The organism is Mariniflexile sp. AS56 (genome assembly GCF_030552475.1).
Lineage (GTDB): Bacteria > Bacteroidota > Bacteroidia > Flavobacteriales > Flavobacteriaceae > Mariniflexile.
On sequence record NZ_JAUPED010000003.1, the window covers coordinates 360,041 to 376,527 of the forward strand.

15 protein-coding genes are annotated in these 16,487 nt (G+C 32.4%); 9 read left to right on the plus strand and 6 right to left on the minus strand.

All coding sequences use genetic code 11. From position 1 onward, the window contains the following. Position 1 precedes the first annotated feature (1 nt). Positions 2–445, minus strand: coding sequence for a hypothetical protein (locus Q5N74_RS05750; RefSeq protein ID WP_304387780.1), 444 nt, complete (start codon positions 443–445; stop codon positions 2–4). A gap of 134 nt (positions 446–579) precedes the next feature. On the opposite strand from Q5N74_RS05750, the gene Q5N74_RS05755 reads away from it, so the two are divergent. Together Q5N74_RS05755 and Q5N74_RS05760 are read left to right on the plus strand one after the other, a co-directional pair. Next, positions 580–1,002: a secondary thiamine-phosphate synthase enzyme YjbQ gene (locus Q5N74_RS05755; RefSeq protein ID WP_304387781.1), complete on the plus strand. Its 423-nt coding sequence runs from the start codon at positions 580–582 to the stop codon at positions 1,000–1,002. Between the two features lie 355 nt (positions 1,003–1,357). Then, positions 1,358–2,509: an ATP-grasp domain-containing protein gene (locus Q5N74_RS05760; protein ID WP_304387782.1), complete on the plus strand. Its 1,152-nt coding sequence runs from the start codon at positions 1,358–1,360 to the stop codon at positions 2,507–2,509. A 118-nt stretch (positions 2,510–2,627) separates the two neighbouring features. Here the strand turns inward: Q5N74_RS05760 and rplT are convergent, their stop codons facing one another. The 4 genes from rplT to thrS form a co-directional block, all read right to left on the minus strand. After that, a complete protein-coding gene (rplT, locus tag Q5N74_RS05765; RefSeq protein ID WP_304387783.1) occupies positions 2,628–2,972 on the minus strand; it encodes a 50S ribosomal protein L20 in 345 nt (114 codons plus the stop codon). Positions 2,973–3,098: 126 nt separating this feature from the next. Next, entirely contained in the window at positions 3,099–3,296 is a 198-nt protein-coding gene (rpmI, locus tag Q5N74_RS05770) for a 50S ribosomal protein L35 (RefSeq protein WP_100609850.1), read from the minus strand. 68 nt (positions 3,297–3,364) lie between these two features. Further along, entirely contained in the window at positions 3,365–3,913 is a 549-nt protein-coding gene (gene infC, locus Q5N74_RS05775; RefSeq protein WP_304387795.1) for a translation initiation factor IF-3, read from the minus strand. A gap of 30 nt (positions 3,914–3,943) precedes the next feature. Further along, on the minus strand, positions 3,944–5,878 hold the full coding sequence (gene thrS / locus Q5N74_RS05780) for a threonine--tRNA ligase (RefSeq protein ID WP_304387784.1): 1,935 nt from the start codon (positions 5,876–5,878) through the stop codon (positions 3,944–3,946). A gap of 446 nt (positions 5,879–6,324) precedes the next feature. On the opposite strand from thrS, the gene Q5N74_RS05785 reads away from it, so the two are divergent. The 6 genes from Q5N74_RS05785 to Q5N74_RS05810 are packed head-to-tail and all read left to right on the plus strand — an operon-like array spanning position 6,325 to position 13,275. Then, positions 6,325–7,248, plus strand: a complete 924-nt coding sequence (locus Q5N74_RS05785) for a hypothetical protein (RefSeq protein ID WP_304387785.1) — start codon at positions 6,325–6,327, stop codon at positions 7,246–7,248. A gap of 37 nt (positions 7,249–7,285) precedes the next feature. Further along, positions 7,286–8,350 (plus strand): substrate-binding domain-containing protein, encoded by a 1,065-nt coding sequence (locus Q5N74_RS05790; RefSeq protein WP_304387786.1) that lies wholly within the window; start codon positions 7,286–7,288, stop codon positions 8,348–8,350. A gap of 19 nt (positions 8,351–8,369) precedes the next feature. Further along, positions 8,370–9,899: a sugar ABC transporter ATP-binding protein gene (locus Q5N74_RS05795; protein ID WP_304387787.1), complete on the plus strand. Its 1,530-nt coding sequence runs from the start codon at positions 8,370–8,372 to the stop codon at positions 9,897–9,899. Positions 9,900–9,914: 15 nt separating this feature from the next. Then, positions 9,915–10,883: an ABC transporter permease gene (locus Q5N74_RS05800; protein WP_304387788.1), complete on the plus strand. Its 969-nt coding sequence runs from the start codon at positions 9,915–9,917 to the stop codon at positions 10,881–10,883. Continuing rightward, positions 10,883–12,379: a mannitol dehydrogenase family protein gene (locus Q5N74_RS05805; RefSeq protein ID WP_304387789.1), complete on the plus strand. Its 1,497-nt coding sequence runs from the start codon at positions 10,883–10,885 to the stop codon at positions 12,377–12,379. Before Q5N74_RS05800 ends, Q5N74_RS05805 begins: the two co-directional genes overlap by 1 nt. An 11-nt stretch (positions 12,380–12,390) precedes the next feature. Then, on the plus strand, positions 12,391–13,275 hold the full coding sequence (locus tag Q5N74_RS05810) for a carbohydrate kinase family protein (RefSeq protein ID WP_304387790.1): 885 nt from the start codon (positions 12,391–12,393) through the stop codon (positions 13,273–13,275). A gap of 118 nt (positions 13,276–13,393) precedes the next feature. Here Q5N74_RS05810 and Q5N74_RS05815 read toward each other — a convergent pair whose 3' ends face one another. Beyond that, complete coding sequence (locus Q5N74_RS05815; protein ID WP_304387791.1) at positions 13,394–14,884, minus strand: mannitol dehydrogenase family protein; 1,491 nt, start codon at positions 14,882–14,884, stop codon at positions 13,394–13,396. A 172-nt stretch (positions 14,885–15,056) separates the two neighbouring features. On the opposite strand from Q5N74_RS05815, the gene Q5N74_RS05820 reads away from it, so the two are divergent. Then, positions 15,057–15,785: an NUDIX hydrolase gene (locus Q5N74_RS05820; RefSeq protein ID WP_304387792.1), complete on the plus strand. Its 729-nt coding sequence runs from the start codon at positions 15,057–15,059 to the stop codon at positions 15,783–15,785. Positions 15,786–16,487 lie beyond the last annotated feature (702 nt).

The following is a 16,487-nucleotide window of genomic DNA, read 5'->3' on the forward strand; positions in this document are numbered from 1 at the left end:
TTTATTCCACCTCTTCTAAAACAAGAACTCTTTTAAAAGTATACATAAAACCATCTGCTCCAGAACCATTTGTTGTCATGTTTTGGTTGATTATCAATTCAGTTTCTGAAATAGTCATGTGTCCAAATTCATTGGATTCGATGGTAAGAAATTGTTCTTTATTAGCATCTTCAGTAACGGAATAAGTGTATTCTCCGGTGTCAAAGCCATCCTCAACATCAGTAGTATTGGTGTTGCTAACGGTTAATGTATGGGTTTCGTCATCAAATGTCCAAACAATTTTATTTAAATCAAAATTATTATCAACACCTGCAATACCGCCACTTACATTAATTAAATGCCAATAAGTTCTATATACTTGTTCTTTGTAATAATCGTCATTATCTGTTGAACAGTTGGTGAGGGTTAAAAAGCTTAAAAATATAATTAAAATAGAATGTTTCATAGGAATTAAATTCACGTTATGGTTTATTCTTTAGATGATATGGGAAGGAAAAGGTTGCGTTATTTTAGTTGAAAATATGAGGTATTATATTTTAAAGTTTAATTTTAACTATAATATCAATTATAAAAAAAGCTATGAAATTCTGTCAAAAAGAAATAAAGTTAAAACCGTACACGAGGGGTTTTCATTTAATAACCGATCTGGTTTTGGATGCGATGCCAGAAATAAGTCAAATAGATACGGGACAGCTACAAGTATTTATAAAGCATACATCGGCTAGTTTAACCATAAACGAAAATGCCGATTTTACTGTGCGAACCGATTTTGAAAGCCATTTTAATAAAATGGTTCCTGAGAATGCACCTTATTATGAACACACCTACGAAGGATCTGACGATATGCCGGCTCACATTAAAGCCTCTTTATTGGGAGCTTCTGTTCAGATACCTATCACAGGTGGTCGATTGAATATGGGGGTGTGGCAGGGTATTTATCTTTGTGAACATAGAAATCAGGGTGGAGCTAGATTTATTGTTGCCACTGCTTTTGGGAATTAAATTTAGTTTGCATGTCTATGATCATTATTGTTTATTTACATGAATAAAGAATATTTGTAGTCGTTTCTTCAATGGATAGGTATATTAATATTTATGAAGTATATTTTTATGGTTTTTTTTTGATATCTCGTTTATAAAAGGAAATTATATTGTCACATAATTATAAGGTGTTTATTAGATTAACAATTCTATATAATTAATGTTAAGGCGTTTTAATCCATTAGTATTATATATCCTTGGTTATAATTGAAACTCAATTCAAGTTTGAACGATTAACAGGATAAATAAGGTGAAAATTTATTGACAATTTTAATATTATAGTATATTTACTGCGTGTAAATTATTAACAATTCCAATGGCAATTTCTGTTTTAATTCCGGATGGTGAAAGCCATTTATTGATATATGTTATAAATACTTTATCTCAAGCTAAGGAGGTTAATATTTATGTTATGTCCAATATAAGGCATATTCCTGTTAGGTACTCTAGACGGATTCAGAATTTTTCTTATTTCCCAAAAACAAACGATGAGTTAGTTTGGATTAATAATGTTAAAGAGGAATCCGAAAGGCATAATATCGATTTAATATTGCCGATTTTTGAAGACGCTATTGAAACCCTTAGTAAATACAAAAATGAGATTATATTTAAAGATAAATTATGTTTATTACCAAATAATGTAGATTATAACAAGGCTAATAATAAATGGTCTTTAGCAGAACATTTATTAGTTAATAATATGTCATTTCCTAGGAGTGCGTTGTATTCAAAGCTTAATCCAGATGCTTTTAAACATTTTAGATTTCCGGTTATAATAAAGCCCATACTTAAGTCAGGAGGTGGGGTGGGGGTTTGCTTGTTTAATAATAATGAGGAATTGCAGATTTATTTATTAGATAACAACTTCGATAAGGAACGAATTATTCAAGAATATGTTAATGGGTATGATATTGGGTGTAGTGTTTTGTGCCAATCTGGATCTATTTTGGCGTTTACCATTCAAAAAGCGACAATGGTTAATTCTAATCCATTTGAACCATTATTAGGCGTAGAATTTGTGTATGATGATGCTCTGTTCGAACTGGTTAATAAATTAATGATGTCTCTTAATTGGTCTGGTGTTGCACATATAGACTTGAGATTTGATGTAGATAATAATATTTATAAAGTGATCGAGGTAAATACTCGATTTTGGGGTTCCTTGGAAGCTTCTATGATTGCAGGAGTTAATTTTCCGTATTTACATTGTTTAGCGAGTTTAAATAAAAATTTTGAAAGACCTGAATATAATCTTGTTAAATATTTGAATTTAAAAGGGTTGGTTAAGAGTATGTTGAAAAATATAGCTTTATTTTTAAATTTTAAATTTATAATGAATAATACTCCCGTTAGATTTGCTTTAAAAGACCCTTTACCTACAATACTAAAGTATATGTTTTTTGCAAAGAATATTTTTATGTCCAAACTGAAAAATAAGCTTAAACTTCGTGTAAATAGTATGAGGTAATAAAATTATTTATAAATTCTTTAGGAAAGATAATTACGAAAAAAAAATCCGATTCTTTCGAATCGGATTTTTAATATATTAAGCGAATATAATATGTTTAACAATGGGCGAAAACGCCTTATTTTACTTTCTCGATTACGGCTTTAAAAGCCTCTGGTGAATTCATAGCTAAATCGGCTAAAACCTTACGGTTTAATTCGATATCATTAGCTTTTAATTTCCCCATAAATTGAGAATAAGATAAACCATGTTCTCTGGCTCCAGCGTTAATACGCGTGATCCATAAGGCACGGAATGTTCTCTTTTTGTTTCTACGGTCTCTATACGAATATTGCATCGCTTTATCAACCGCGTTTTTTGCTACTGTCCAAACGTTTTTACGACGTCCGAAGTAACCTTTTGCTTGTTTTAGAACCTTTTTTCTACGGGCTCTTTTTGCTACAGAGTTTACTGATCTTGGCATAATTTTTAAATGTGTTTTGTAGTAGGCGGTTATGTAGTTTTTAGTTTCTCAACTTTCAACTTTTAACTCTTTTTATTAGTGCCTAACTCCAGGGTTTATAATTTGTTTTAACCGGTTAAAAAGATATTACTTTAAACGTAACATCAATTTAACATTACTCTCATCCGCTTTATGTACTAATGTATCATGCGTTAGAGCTAGCTTACGTTTTTTAGACTTCTTTGTTAAGATGTGACTTTTAAAAGCGTGCTTTCTTTTAATCTTACCAGTACCAGTTAGCTTAAAGCGTTTTTTGGCACTAGATTTTGTTTTCATTTTAGGCATTTTCTTTTCCTAGGTTTTAATTAATTCGCTTAATTATCTTTAAACTGAATTTGTTTCAGTTTCTGTCTTTATTTTTTTGGAGCAATAAACATAGTCATACGTTTACCTTCCAATTGTGGCATTTGTTCCACTTTACCATATTCTTCAAGATCTTGGGCTAATCTTAATAATAAAATTTGTCCCTGTTCTTTAAATACGATAGAACGTCCTTTAAAGAAAACAAAAGCTTTTAGCTTAGCGCCTTCTTTTAAGAATTTTTCAGCATGCTTCTTTTTAAAATCATAATCATGATCATCGGTTTGTGGACCAAATCGAATTTCTTTTATTACAACCTTAGTAGCTTTGGCTTTAATAACTTTATCACGTTTCTTTTGTTCATAAAGAAACTTCTTATAATCCATAACTTTACAAACAGGAGGATCTGCGTTTGGAGAGATCTCCACTAGATCGAATCCTTGCTCTTCTGCTATTTTTAAAGCATCTCTGGTAGAGTATACACCTATTTCAACGTTGTCGCCTACAAGACGCACGTTGGGTGCATTGATCTTAGAGTTAATTCTGTGTTTATCCTCTTGTGAAACCCTTTTGGCGGGCTGAGATTTTCTTCTAATTGCTATGGCCTTATATTTTTAAGTTAAACTTATTGTTTAAAACGGTTTTAACGTTTTGCTTATTTCTGTTTTTATAATTTTTGAGAAGTCTTCAATAGAAATCATTCCCAAATCTTCTCCACCGTGCATACGCACAGATATTTTGTTTTCTTTTTCTTCTTGTTCACCAATAATAATCATAAAAGGGTGTTTTTGCATTTCTGCTTCCCTAATCTTTTTACCTATGGTTTCATTTCTATGATCTACAAGGGCGCGAATTTCGTCATTTTCCAGCAAATTTAAAACTTTTTCGGCGTATTTTTCATATTTCTCACTAATTGACAGTATAATAGCCTGTGTAGGCATTAACCAAAGCGGGAAATTACCAGCTGTATGCTCTAATAAAATGGCGATGAAACGTTCCATGCTTCCAAAAGGGGCACGGTGAATCATCACAGGTCTATGTAGTTCGTTATCGCTACCTTTATAGGTTAAATTGAAGCGTTCAGGTAGATTGTAATCTACTTGAATGGTACCTAATTGCCATTGGCGACCAAGCGCATCCTTCACCATGAAATCTAATTTAGGCCCGTAAAAAGCGGCTTCGCCTGTTTTTACTGTATAATTTAAACCTTTATCTATTGTAGCACTCATGATGGCTTTTTCTGCCTTTTCCCAATTTTCCAGACTACCAATGTATTTTTCTGGATTTTCAGGATCTCTTAAAGATACTTGCGCTGTAAAGTTTTCAAAACCTAAAGATCCAAATACATAAAGTACTAAATCGATCACATTTTTAAATTCAGCATCTAACTGATCTGGAGTACAAAATAAATGGGCATCATCTTGCGTAAAACCTCTAACTCGGGTTAAACCATGTAATTCACCACTTTGTTCGTATCTATAAACGGTTCCAAATTCAGCATAACGTTTTGGTAAATCTTTATAACTCCATTGGCTGTTGTTGTAAATTTCGCAGTGATGCGGACAGTTCATGGGTTTTAATAAAAATTCTTCACCGTCTTTTGGCGTATGTATGGGTTGAAAACTATCAGCACCATATTTAGCATAATGTCCAGAAGTAACATATAATTCCTTTTGGCCTATGTGCGGTGTAATAACCATTTCATAACCAGCTTTCTTTTGGGCTGCTTTTAAAAAGTTTTCTAAACGTTCCCTTAAAGCGGCACCTTTTGGTAACCATAAAGGTAATCCTGCACCCACTTTTTGAGAAAAGGTAAATAATTCCAATTCTTTACCAAGTTTTCTATGGTCACGTTTTTTTGCTTCTTCAAGTAAGGCTAAATATTCTGTTAGCTCTTTTTGCTTTGGAAATGAAGTTCCATAAATACGAGTAAGTTGCGGGTTGTTTTCATTACCTCTCCAATACGCACCTGCAACGCTTAATATTTTAACAGCTTTTATAATACCTGTGTTGGGAATGTGTCCTCCACGGCATAAATCTGTAAAAGTAGCATGATCACAAAAAGTGATGGTGCCATCTTCTAGATTGGTAATTAACTCTGTTTTAAATTCATTACCACTATATAGTTCTAGTGCTTCAGCTTTTGTAGCAGATCGCATTTTAAAATCGTGCTTTCCTCTAGCAATCTCAAGCATCTTATCTTCAATCGCTTTAAAATCCTTTTCAGATACAACGTGGTCGCCAAAATCTACATCATAATAAAACCCGTTATCAATTGCAGGACCAATGGTTAGTTTTGAGCCTTTATAAAGTTCTTCAAGGGCTTGGGCTAATACGTGTGCCGATGAATGCCAAAATGCTGTTTTTCCTTCATTATCATTCCAAGTGTATAAAACTAAGGAGCCATTTGTGGTTAATGGTGTTACAGTTTCTACAGTTGTACCATTAAAACTTGCGGAAATAACATTTCTAGCAAATCCTTCACTTATGCTTTTAGCAACATCCATTGGAGTAACGTTTTCTTCAAACGTTTTCACACTGCCATCAGGTAATGTAATATGTATCATATAATAATTTGAAATTCGATTGCAAAGATAATAGTATAAATATACACATACAATATTATAGTAAGGTATAATTTACTTATTTCCTGTAATGATATTTTAGTTTTTGTTATTTTTTGTTAAGTGAAAATCAGTTTGTATGGTTTTTCTTAATGGTTATTTGTTGTAATTCAATCGATTAATGTATATTGTTAGAAGATTAAGTGCGTTTTAGTATCGTTGAGTAGTCTAAAAGCTATAATTTATTAAACGTATTATTAACGTTTAATAAATTTTGTTGTGTTTTTTTTAACGATTATGTGAAAAATGTGACAATTATGTAAAAATTCAATAGGATATTGTAATTTATCTTATAAATGTTGTGTGAATGTTTATTTGTGTTCTATCTTTGAAAAAACAATAAACGTAAAAAGAACGTTTAAAAACAACAACTACTAAATAATTATATTATGAAACAGAATCAATCTGAGTTACTGACTAAAACTCAATCGTTTTCAAGCTCTACAAAAAATGGAGTGACAAGATCTTTTAATCAAGGTGCTTTTAAAATTACCTTGATTTGTATGTGCTTATTGTTTAACTTAAACAATGTTTGGGCGCAAGATGAAAAAACAGAATTATCTGAAGTTGAGAGAGCAACGGATGATGATTATAAAGCATTTACGGCTGGTGCGCATTTAAAGAACATGCATACGTGGCACGGGTTTGTTGTGCATCCAGGTGCAGTGTTTGCTACCAATTTAGAATTTAACTCGAGAGATAAGAAATTTACTTTTGGTGTTTGGGGAGGTGCTAGTTTAACTAGTGTTGATGTTGTAAATAAAAATACGGGTGATTATGTAGGTGCTAACTATAAGGAGTTCTCTATTTATACAGTATATCGTTTCTCTGATAAGTTTTTTGCAGAAGCAGTTTCGCATAATAACTACACAGGTGTTGAAGAAAGAGGCGATAAATTACATTACTGGAGTTATGATAAAACACAAGGGTATAACTTTGTAGATTTAAACTTTGGCTATATGGTTACAGATAATACTTTGTTGTATTTGGCAACTATTTTAGCGGGTGGTTCTGGTGACTACGAAGTACAGAATGATGGATCTTTTAAAGATTCTTGGACACACTATTTAGAGATTAAAAGTAAAGTATGGGAGAAGGATGATTATAAATTATCACTTTTTGCAGGTGGTGCATGGTCATTTACTACCGATAAAACTTTTTATACAGAAGGTGCTGGGAATTTAATAAATGTTGGTGCATCTTTAAGTAAAAATGTTCATATAGGAAATTATAAAATGCCAGTAGAGGTAACCGCTATGTGGAATCCAGAAAAAGAAAAAACAGTATTACAACTAGACCTAACTATATTTTAAACAAAACTTAATTTATTAATTTAAAATTAAACTAATTATGAAGACTAAAACAACAAAATCAGTTTTAAAGCAATTTGTAAAACCTTTCATGGTGCTTGCTTTAATAATGGGCTTAACAAGCTGTGTAGATCAATCAAAATCAACACAAGCGAATGTTAACAGTTCTGAAGACACAAGTGAAAAAGTAGAAAGTGCCATGGATTTAACGGGCATGAAAATAGGGTATTGTACACCTTCATTAAACGCTCCTTATTACCAAGCATTATTACAAAGTATTGAAGCATCTGTAGAAAAAAATGGTATGATTTTTATGTCTGCTGATGGTCAAGATGATATCAACAAACAAATTGCAGCTGTTGAAGATTTAATTACTAAAGGTGTAGATGCTTTATTATTAAACCCTAAAGATCCAGACGCTTTAGTAGGTGTAACTAAAATGGCAGCGAAAGCGGGGATTCCTGTTTTTATTATCGATAGTTCTATTAATCCTTCTGCAGATTATGTAACAACGATTCAATCAAACAATTTGGCAAATGGAGAGCTTGCAGGTGAGTGGTTAGCTAAAAAGTTTGGTTCTAAAAAAATGAACATCGCCTTATTAAGTGGTAATGCTGGAAACCCAGTAGGAAAAACACGTAAACAAGGGTTGTTACAAGGTATTACCGAAGAGCAATTAAGAACTTTAGGTTATATCGATTTAAATATTAAAACACAAGCTTATACTGATTGGTCTTATGCAGGTGGTTTAAAAGCGATGGAAGATGCTTTGGTAGCACATCCAGATATTAATGTGGTAATTACAGAGTCTGATGTTTGTGTTTTAGGTGCTATTAAAGCTATTGCTCAAGCAGGGAAAACAGATGATATTTTAATAGTAGCTGGTGCAGATGGACAAAAAGAAGCTATTAAATACATTATGGATACCGATTTTTATGGTTGTACAGCTATGAATAGTCCAGTGCAAATTGGAAAAAATGCAGTGGAATATGCCATTCAGTATTTTAACGGTAAACGAGATTTTCCTAAAACAGCATTTACTGCGCCTTTATTAATTACTAAGGAAAATGCAGCGAAATACTACGATCCTAAAGCTTTATTTTAACCTCTAAAACGATATTGATATGAATAATTCAGAAAGTGAATACCGGCTTGAAATGAATGGAATATCAAAAAGTTTTGGTATTGTATCAGTACTTCAAGATGTTAATTTAAAAGTAAAACATGGTGAAATACACGCTTTAATAGGCGAGAATGGCGCAGGGAAATCAACACTTATGAAAATTTTAAGTGGTGTGCATCAAAAAGATAATGGACAAGTGTTTTTAAATGGGGAAGAAATTGCTCCAAAAAACACCCATGAAGGCCAATTATTAGGTATTAGTGTTGTGTACCAGGAATTATCATTAGTAAATGATTTGTCTGTAGCTGAAAATATTTATTTGCACAAATTAGGTGCTAATAAATTTTGGATGAACTGGAAAAAAATAACAAAAGATGCGGGCGATTTAATTAAGTCCTTAGGTTTTGATATTAATCCAGCAGCTAGAGTTAGAGATTTAAGTATTGTTCAAAAGCAAGTGGTAGAAATTGCCAAAGCATTATCTGAAGATACTAAAATTCTAGTTTTAGATGAGCCAACAACCGTTTTTGATCCTACAGATACTCAAAAGTTATTTGACAATTTATTAAGACTTAAAAAAGAAGGTGTCTCTATAATTTATATTTCTCATCATTTAGAAGAAATATTTAAAATAGCCGATACGGTTACTGTTCTTAAAGATGGTGTTGACACTGGAAGTAAAGCTGTTTCTGAAACGGATACCGATGAAGTTATTAGGATGATGATTGGTAGAGAGTTGAAAGACTTGTACCCAGTAAGAAATGTAGAAATAAGTAAAGAGCCTATTTTCTCTGTTGAAAATTTAACGGCGAAAGATACATTAGTTAACAATGTATCCTTCTCAGTAAGGGCAGGAGAAGTGTTAGGTATTGCCGGATTAGGTGGTAGTGGAAGAACTGAAACTGCTAAATTAATTTTCGGGGCAGATAAAAAGAAATCGGGTACTGTAACCTTGGGTGGTGAAGAATTAAATATTACATGCCCAGCCAAAGCAGTAAAGCATTCTATTGGTTTTGTTTCAGAAGACAGAAAAGAGGAAGGTGTGTTTTTGCCACTGTCTATTGGTAGAAATATCAGTATTACCAATTTTAAGCCTATTTCAAACAAATTCGGATTTATTTTTTCGGAAAAAGAAAAAGCAAATGTTATTGGTTTAATTGATAAACTAAGCATTAAAACCCCGAGTGGTAAAGTGGTTGTAAAAAACTTAAGTGGTGGTAATCAACAAAAAGTGGCCTTGGCTAAATGGTTAAGTATTGATAGTAAGGTAATTATTATCGATGAGCCAACACGAGGTGTTGATGTAGGAGCTAAAGTTGAAATTTATAACCTTATTAATGAAGTCGCTAAAAAGGGCGTTGGTGTTATTGTTATTTCATCGGACATGCCTGAGATTATGGGAATATCAGATCGTATTCTCGTGATGCATAAAGGAACCATTTTTGGGGAATTACCTAAAGAGGAGTTCTCTGAAGAAAATATCTTGAGATATTCAATCGGAAAAAGTTTAAAATCATTAATGTTTCACTAACTAAATTAAAAAATAATGGCATTAACTATAAAAAGTCAATTAAGCAGTCCTGGGGGGATTCTTAAATTTTTAATAAAATACAATACAATTTTCATTTTTGTATTACTTGTAGTTTTTTCTGCAATGATCTCAGATGTGTTTTTCACATCCATAAATCTGTCTAACTTATTAAAGCAAGTTTCAGGTATTGGTATTATTAGTATTGGTATGCTAATAGTTATTTTAACGGGTGGTATCGATTTATCGGTCGGTTCTCTAGTCGCTTTATTAGCAGTTATATTCGCAATACTTATAAATATAGTGGTCTTGCCCGTGGCTATTTCACTTACCATTGTTATTGGTTTCCTATTAGGGAGTGTTTCAGGGTATTTGGTTGCTTATCAAAAAATGGCACCGTTTATTGCAACATTGGCGCTTATGACCATTGCAAGAGGATTAGGTTTCATTTATTCTAAAGGATCTCCAATTACATTTAAAACACCAGGAGGTGAATTTATGGCAGATTTTGCAAATAATTCATTTTTAGGTATTCCTAACATCGCAATCATATTCATCCTTATCGTAGTAATTGCTCAAGTATTACTTCATTATAATGTGTTTGGTAGGTTAATTATTGCGATCGGTAGTAATGAAGAAGCATCTCGCTTATCAGGTATTAAAGTTAATAAATATAAGTTTTTGGTATACGCTATATCTGGAGCCTTAGCTGCAACAGCGGCTATTATTGTAGCATCTAGAACAAATTTAGGGTCTCCTAATATGGGAATGGCTTGGGAATTAGATGCTATTGCTGCAGTAGTTATTGGTGGAGCAAGTTTAAATGGCGGAAAAGGGTCTGCAATTAACACCCTAATGGGGGTTCTTATTCTAGGATTAATAGGAAATATATTAAACCTATTAAATGTGCCTTCTTACCCACAACAAGTAGTTAAGGGTGCTATTATTGTGTTTGCAGTTTTATTACAACGATTTGAAGATAAATAATGAAAATGATAATGGATTATTATAAATTAAATAGTGAAAACCTGTCGCAGTTAAACGGGGAGGTTTCAGTACCAAGGTACGATAGAACTAAAGTGAAAGCAGGTATTCTTCATATAGGAATAGGTGGTTTTCACAGAGCTCACGAAGCTTTTTATACAGATGAGTTGCTTAATAAAAACTCAGATACTAATTGGGGAATTTGTGGAGTAGCGTTATTGAATTTCGACCAGAAAATTTTTCAGACTCTTAAAGATCAACATGGTTTGTATACTTTAATAGTGAAAGAATTGGATGGAAGCTTAACAAAAACAGTAATTGGGTCGATAGTCGATTATTTATTTGCACCAGAAAACCCAACGGCAGTTATTGAAAGAATAGCAAATCCAGACATCAAAATAATTACTTTAACCATTACAGAAGGTGGCTATAATTATAATGAAGCAACCGGAGAGTTTGAAATAGATAATCCGGCAATTCAACAAGATTTAAAAAATCCAAATAGTCCTAAAACCGTATTTGGATATTTAACTCAAGGTTTGAAGTTGAGAAAAGAGAATAATGTTTCAGGATGTACTATTCAATCGTGTGATAATATTCAGGGTAATGGACATGTTACAAAGAAAATGTTGCTTAGTTATGTGAAACATGCCGAGCCAGAATTGGTTTCTTGGATAGAGTCTCATGTATCCTTCCCAAATAGTATGGTTGATAGAATCACACCTGCTACGGTACCTGCGGATATAGAAGCATTAAAAGAAACATCTGGAATTGAAGATGCGTGGCCAGTTGTTTGCGAGCCGTTTAAACAATGGGTTATTGAAGATGACTTTATAGCGGGCAGACCAGCTTGGGAAGAAGTGGGTGCTCAATTTGTTGAAGATGTGGTGCCTTACGAAAAAATGAAACTAAGTTTACTAAATGCAGGTCACTCTGTATTAGGTATATTAGGAACATTAATTGGGTATTCAACCATAGATGAAGTTGTAAATGATGAAGCTGTAAACCACTTTTTAGGTGCTTACATGGAGCATGAAGTCATCCCAACATTAGGAGAACTTAAGGGTGTAGACCTTAATGAATATAAGCAGTCGTTACTTGAAAGATTTGGAAACATTTATATAAAAGATCAAGTAGATCGTATCTGTTCAGAAAGTTCGGCTAAAATCCCGAAATTTATTTTACCAACAGTTCAAGGTCAATTACAAGGTAATGGAGTTATAGAATTGGCCGCTTTTGTAATGGCAGCTTGGGCAATATATAGTTTAGGGGTTGATGAAAACGGAGCTAAAATTCAAGTAAGAGATGCTATGGAAGATGTGTTGCATGAAAAAGCAGTAGCCGCTAAAGCAAATCCGAAATTGTTTTTAGAAATAGAATCTATATTCGGGAATTTATCGGAATCGGAACCGTTTGTAGCAGCGTACACAAAAGCTTATCAAGACATTAAGCAATTTGGAGTTAAAAAGTGTATTATTGATTTGAATAGTAAATTTTAAAATAATTTATCATGATAAAAATAACTTGTTTTGGAGAGGTTTTGTGGGATATGTTTCCTACGCATGAAAAAATTGGAGGCGCTCCTTTAAATGTAGCAACAAGATTGAAATCGTTTGGTAATGATGTTTCAATGATTAGCCGAATTGGTAAAGATGAAAAGGGCGATAAGATTATTGATTTTTTCAAAGCTAATAATGTCAATGTTGAAGGTATTCAAACCGATTCAAGCTATGAAACCGGACATGTTACGGTGATGCTTAATGATAAAGGTTCTGCTTCTTATGATATAAAATACCCAAGTGCTTGGGATAAGATTGAGTTATCAGAGACTGCAAAATCACTTGTAAAATCTTCAGATGCATTTATTTTCGGAAGTTTAGTAACTCGAGATGATGAATCTAGAAGTACATTATATGAGCTTTTACCTTTAGCGAAGTCTAGAATTTTCGATGTAAACTTAAGAGAACCCTATTACACCAAAGATATTCTAGTGTATTTAATGAATCAGGCCGATTTTATAAAGTTTAATGATGAAGAGATTTTTGAAATAGCTAAATATTTAGATTCAGATTCACAGTCTTTAGAGCAGAATATTCGTTTTATTTCTGAAGTAACAAATACCAAAACCATTTGTGTGACTAAAGGTAGGCATGGAGCCATTCTGTATTATAACGATACCTTTTATTATAACAGTGGTTACCAAATAGTAGTTAAAGATACGGTTGGTGCGGGCGATTCATTTTTAGCATCCTTAATTAATAAACTTTTAAAGGAAGATTCACCTCAAGAAGCCATCGATTTTGCTTGTGCTGTTGGTGCTTTGGTAGCGAGTAAAGAAGGCGCAAACCCAGAAATAACGGAAGAAACTATCGCTTCCATGATGGGGGAAAATTAATAGATACTATATAAGTATAGAAAGTCTTATTTTTAGTTTAGTGACTATTATGTTAAAAGGTTTCACAATTTAATTGTGGAGCCTTTTTTTTATAATAAAATCTAAATAGTGTAAATGCTTATGCTAAACGCGTGTTCATTTCTTTAACACAATCTTTAATACTATGGCTTCTTAATAAGGTAAGAGACGCTTCATAACTATCCGTGAAAAGTTTGTTGGTGTTTAAATCTCCAAAAACAGATTCAATTTCTAAAAATTTAATAGGGTTTTGGTGCGATAGCGTAGCATTTCTAATAAGTGTACCACTTATGGTATCTGTAATTTTATAAGGTATTTTAAAATCGTCAATACCATCATTATATTTACACCACGCAGCAATTATAAAGGCCGATTTCGTTATTTGTTTGTGACTCTGTAATTGATCCTTTATAGTTGGTAGTATAAAAAGAGGGATTTTTGCTGAGCTTTCTTGACAAATACGCGACAGTCTATCATTTATGTGTGGGTTTTGAAAACGAGATACAAGCATTTTTTTATAGTCATTTACGTTTGTAGGGCTCGATTCCTGAAGCGTTGGGAAAACTTCTTCATCCATAAATGATTTTAAGAACACTATAAAATCATCATCAATGGCTGCTTCATAAACCGTTTTATAACCACACATGGTTCCTAAAATGCCTAAAATGGTGTGACCAGCATTCAGTAAACGCAATTTCATTTTTTCATAGGGCTCAATATTTTCGGTAAATTGAACGCCTACTTTTTCCCATGAAGGTTTTTTATGAAGAAATTTATCTTCTATAACCCATTGTGCAAACGATTCACAAACTACGGGCCATTGGTCTTCTATTAAAAAATCATTCTTTAAAGTATCAATATCATCAAAATCTGTAATGGTTGTAATTCTATCAACCATGGTGTTGGGGAATGTGGTGTTTTCAGAAATCCACTCTAAGAGTTCTGGTTCTGTTTTGCTTACATAATCGAATAGCGATTGTTTCATGGTGTCTCCGTTAGCCTTTATATTGTCGCAAGAAAGTATGGTGCAACCTGGTAAATTTCTCAATTTCCTTAATTTAAAGGCTTGCGTTAAGTATCCAAAAACAGTTTTGGGGTTAAATGGGTTTTTAATTTCTTCGTTTACCACAGGGTGATTCATGTCAAATGCGCCTGTAATCTCATTTAAATGATAGCCATCTTCAGCAATGGTAAGTGAAATGATTTCGATATCAGGACTCGCCATTTTTTCAATAACCGCCAATGGGTTTTCGGGGCCAAAAAAATATTCAACAATAGATCCTATTATTTTAGCTCTATGCGCACCATTTGGTTCTTTGGTGTACAGTGTATAAAGTCCATCTTGATCTTTTAATATATTATAAATTTTTCGGTCAGAATCCAGTAAGTCAACACCGCAAATCCCGTAATTCAGGTCATTAAACTTTTCAATAAGTTCGTGGGTGTAATAAGCTTGGTGCGATCTGTGAAAATTACTAACACCTATATGTAGAATACTTGTTTTAATTTTGTCTCTATCAAACGAGGGTTTTAAAACAGTATCTGGTAATAGTTTTAAATTCTCCATGTTAAGCTGAAAAGACTTTGTCATAATAACGAGTAATTAAGTGTTCTATATTTAATTATTAAAATATAATGTGTCTTGAAATGAAAATGGTATTCTTGAAAATAACAAAACCCAATAAAAACATCATTAATTATAAATATTAATAATAAGAGATTGTTTAAATTTGTAAAAGCGTAAATTTAACGTTTTAATTGATATGGATTTTAGAAAAATAGATAATTTATCAGTAGACTGTGTGGTTTTAAGGTTAGAAGATAACGCGCTTAATGTATTATTAAGAAAACGTACCTTAAATTTATACAACGAAAATTTACCAGAAATAGATGATTGGGTGCTTCCTGGGCACTATGTACTTAAAAGTAATAATTTAGGAGAAACTGCCAATAGAGTTTTTAAAGAATTAACAGGAGAAGATCATTTAAACAAGAATCAATTTAGAACTTACGGGAATGCAGCAAGAATAAAATCGGATAGAGATTTGTTGTGGGTGAGAAGTAGGGGAGCGAAAGTAAGAACCATAACCGTGGCTTACTATCTTATTGTAGCATCTAACAAAGATTTGCTTGATATGGACGATTCTTTAAAATGGTTTAAATTGAAGTCTTTACCGCAATTAGGCTTCGATCATCAACAAATTATTAATGATGCTTATGAAGATGTGAAGAGTAAAATTATCACAGATCCATTAATATTCGATTTCGTAGCAATCAAATTTACTCTTAACGAACTACAAATGGCCTTCGAGACCATTTTAGATGTAGAACTAGATAACCGTAATTTTAGAAAAAAGGTATCCAGTAAGTCGTATATAGTACCGCTTGAAGAAAAACAAAAGGGAGTTTCAAAAAAACCATCACGATTATATATGTTCAGTAAAGATGTGTATAGCCATGTAGTCGAAACAGATTATATTATAAATAAGTAGTAATACTGTATCCTTATAATAGTATGATGTATTATGATTCTTTAAGGAAGTCTTTAGTAATATAACGAAGTAACTTTTTCCTTGTTCAGAATTCAATTTAGTTTTTTCTTTTTATAATATAAAGCAGCGTGTTCTCTTATTAGCTCGCGTTTTTTTGTATCATTTCCCCAGTCAATCCTCCTCCAATCCTCTCTAAAAACACTTTCGGAATACTCCGAACAAAGAATAATCAGACTCCTATTATATATAAGTATACTTTTTGCGGGTCTAAAAACCACCCATCACAAAAAAAAAACATATTTTTTGAAGCAAATTCCCCCGCATCTTTCCCTCATTTAACGAAACAAAAAGCAATCACCTCTCTATTTTCTATGGGTTTGCAAACCCCAGGACACGGTGTTTACTCACCAAACCCCATAATTGAGTTAAAGAAGATAGCTTGATCAAAAAAATAAAAGTGTTGTAACTAATTGATAGAAAGGAATTAGACTAAAAGTATAAAAATAAAACAAAGAAAAGCGCAAAAAGTTATTGCTAGAATGAAAAAGGGTAGTATGTTTGCAGCCGCTAAAAAGGGCATTAGTTTTTTGTTAGCGACGTTCATATAAAAGTTTATAAATATTAATTTTAGGGTTTAGAAAAAACTTTAAAATAAATATGAAAAAACTATTGTAGAATTAAAAAAAGGGTTTTATATTTGCA

Excerpts from the sequence above, each read along its gene's own strand:
- Q5N74_RS05750 (WP_304387780.1), bottom strand. The coding sequence starts at position 445 with ATGAAACATTCTATTTTAATTATATTTTTAAGCTTTTTAACCCTCACC.
- Q5N74_RS05755 (WP_304387781.1), top strand. The coding sequence starts at position 580 with ATGAAATTCTGTCAAAAAGAAATAAAGTTAAAACCGTACACGAGGGGT.
- Q5N74_RS05760 (WP_304387782.1), top strand. The coding sequence starts at position 1,358 with ATGGCAATTTCTGTTTTAATTCCGGATGGTGAAAGCCATTTATTGATA.
- rplT (WP_304387783.1), bottom strand. The coding sequence starts at position 2,972 with ATGCCAAGATCAGTAAACTCTGTAGCAAAAAGAGCCCGTAGAAAAAAG.
- rpmI (WP_100609850.1), bottom strand. The coding sequence starts at position 3,296 with ATGCCTAAAATGAAAACAAAATCTAGTGCCAAAAAACGCTTTAAGCTA.
- thrS (WP_304387784.1), bottom strand. The coding sequence starts at position 5,878 with ATGATACATATTACATTACCTGATGGCAGTGTGAAAACGTTTGAAGAA.
- Q5N74_RS05785 (WP_304387785.1), top strand. The coding sequence starts at position 6,325 with ATGAAACAGAATCAATCTGAGTTACTGACTAAAACTCAATCGTTTTCA.
- Q5N74_RS05790 (WP_304387786.1), top strand. The coding sequence starts at position 7,286 with ATGAAGACTAAAACAACAAAATCAGTTTTAAAGCAATTTGTAAAACCT.
- Q5N74_RS05795 (WP_304387787.1), top strand. The coding sequence starts at position 8,370 with ATGAATAATTCAGAAAGTGAATACCGGCTTGAAATGAATGGAATATCA.
- Q5N74_RS05800 (WP_304387788.1), top strand. The coding sequence starts at position 9,915 with ATGGCATTAACTATAAAAAGTCAATTAAGCAGTCCTGGGGGGATTCTT.
- Q5N74_RS05805 (WP_304387789.1), top strand. The coding sequence starts at position 10,883 with ATGAAAATGATAATGGATTATTATAAATTAAATAGTGAAAACCTGTCG.
- Q5N74_RS05810 (WP_304387790.1), top strand. The coding sequence starts at position 12,391 with ATGATAAAAATAACTTGTTTTGGAGAGGTTTTGTGGGATATGTTTCCT.
- Q5N74_RS05815 (WP_304387791.1), bottom strand. The coding sequence starts at position 14,884 with ATGACAAAGTCTTTTCAGCTTAACATGGAGAATTTAAAACTATTACCA.
- Q5N74_RS05820 (WP_304387792.1), top strand. The coding sequence starts at position 15,057 with ATGGATTTTAGAAAAATAGATAATTTATCAGTAGACTGTGTGGTTTTA.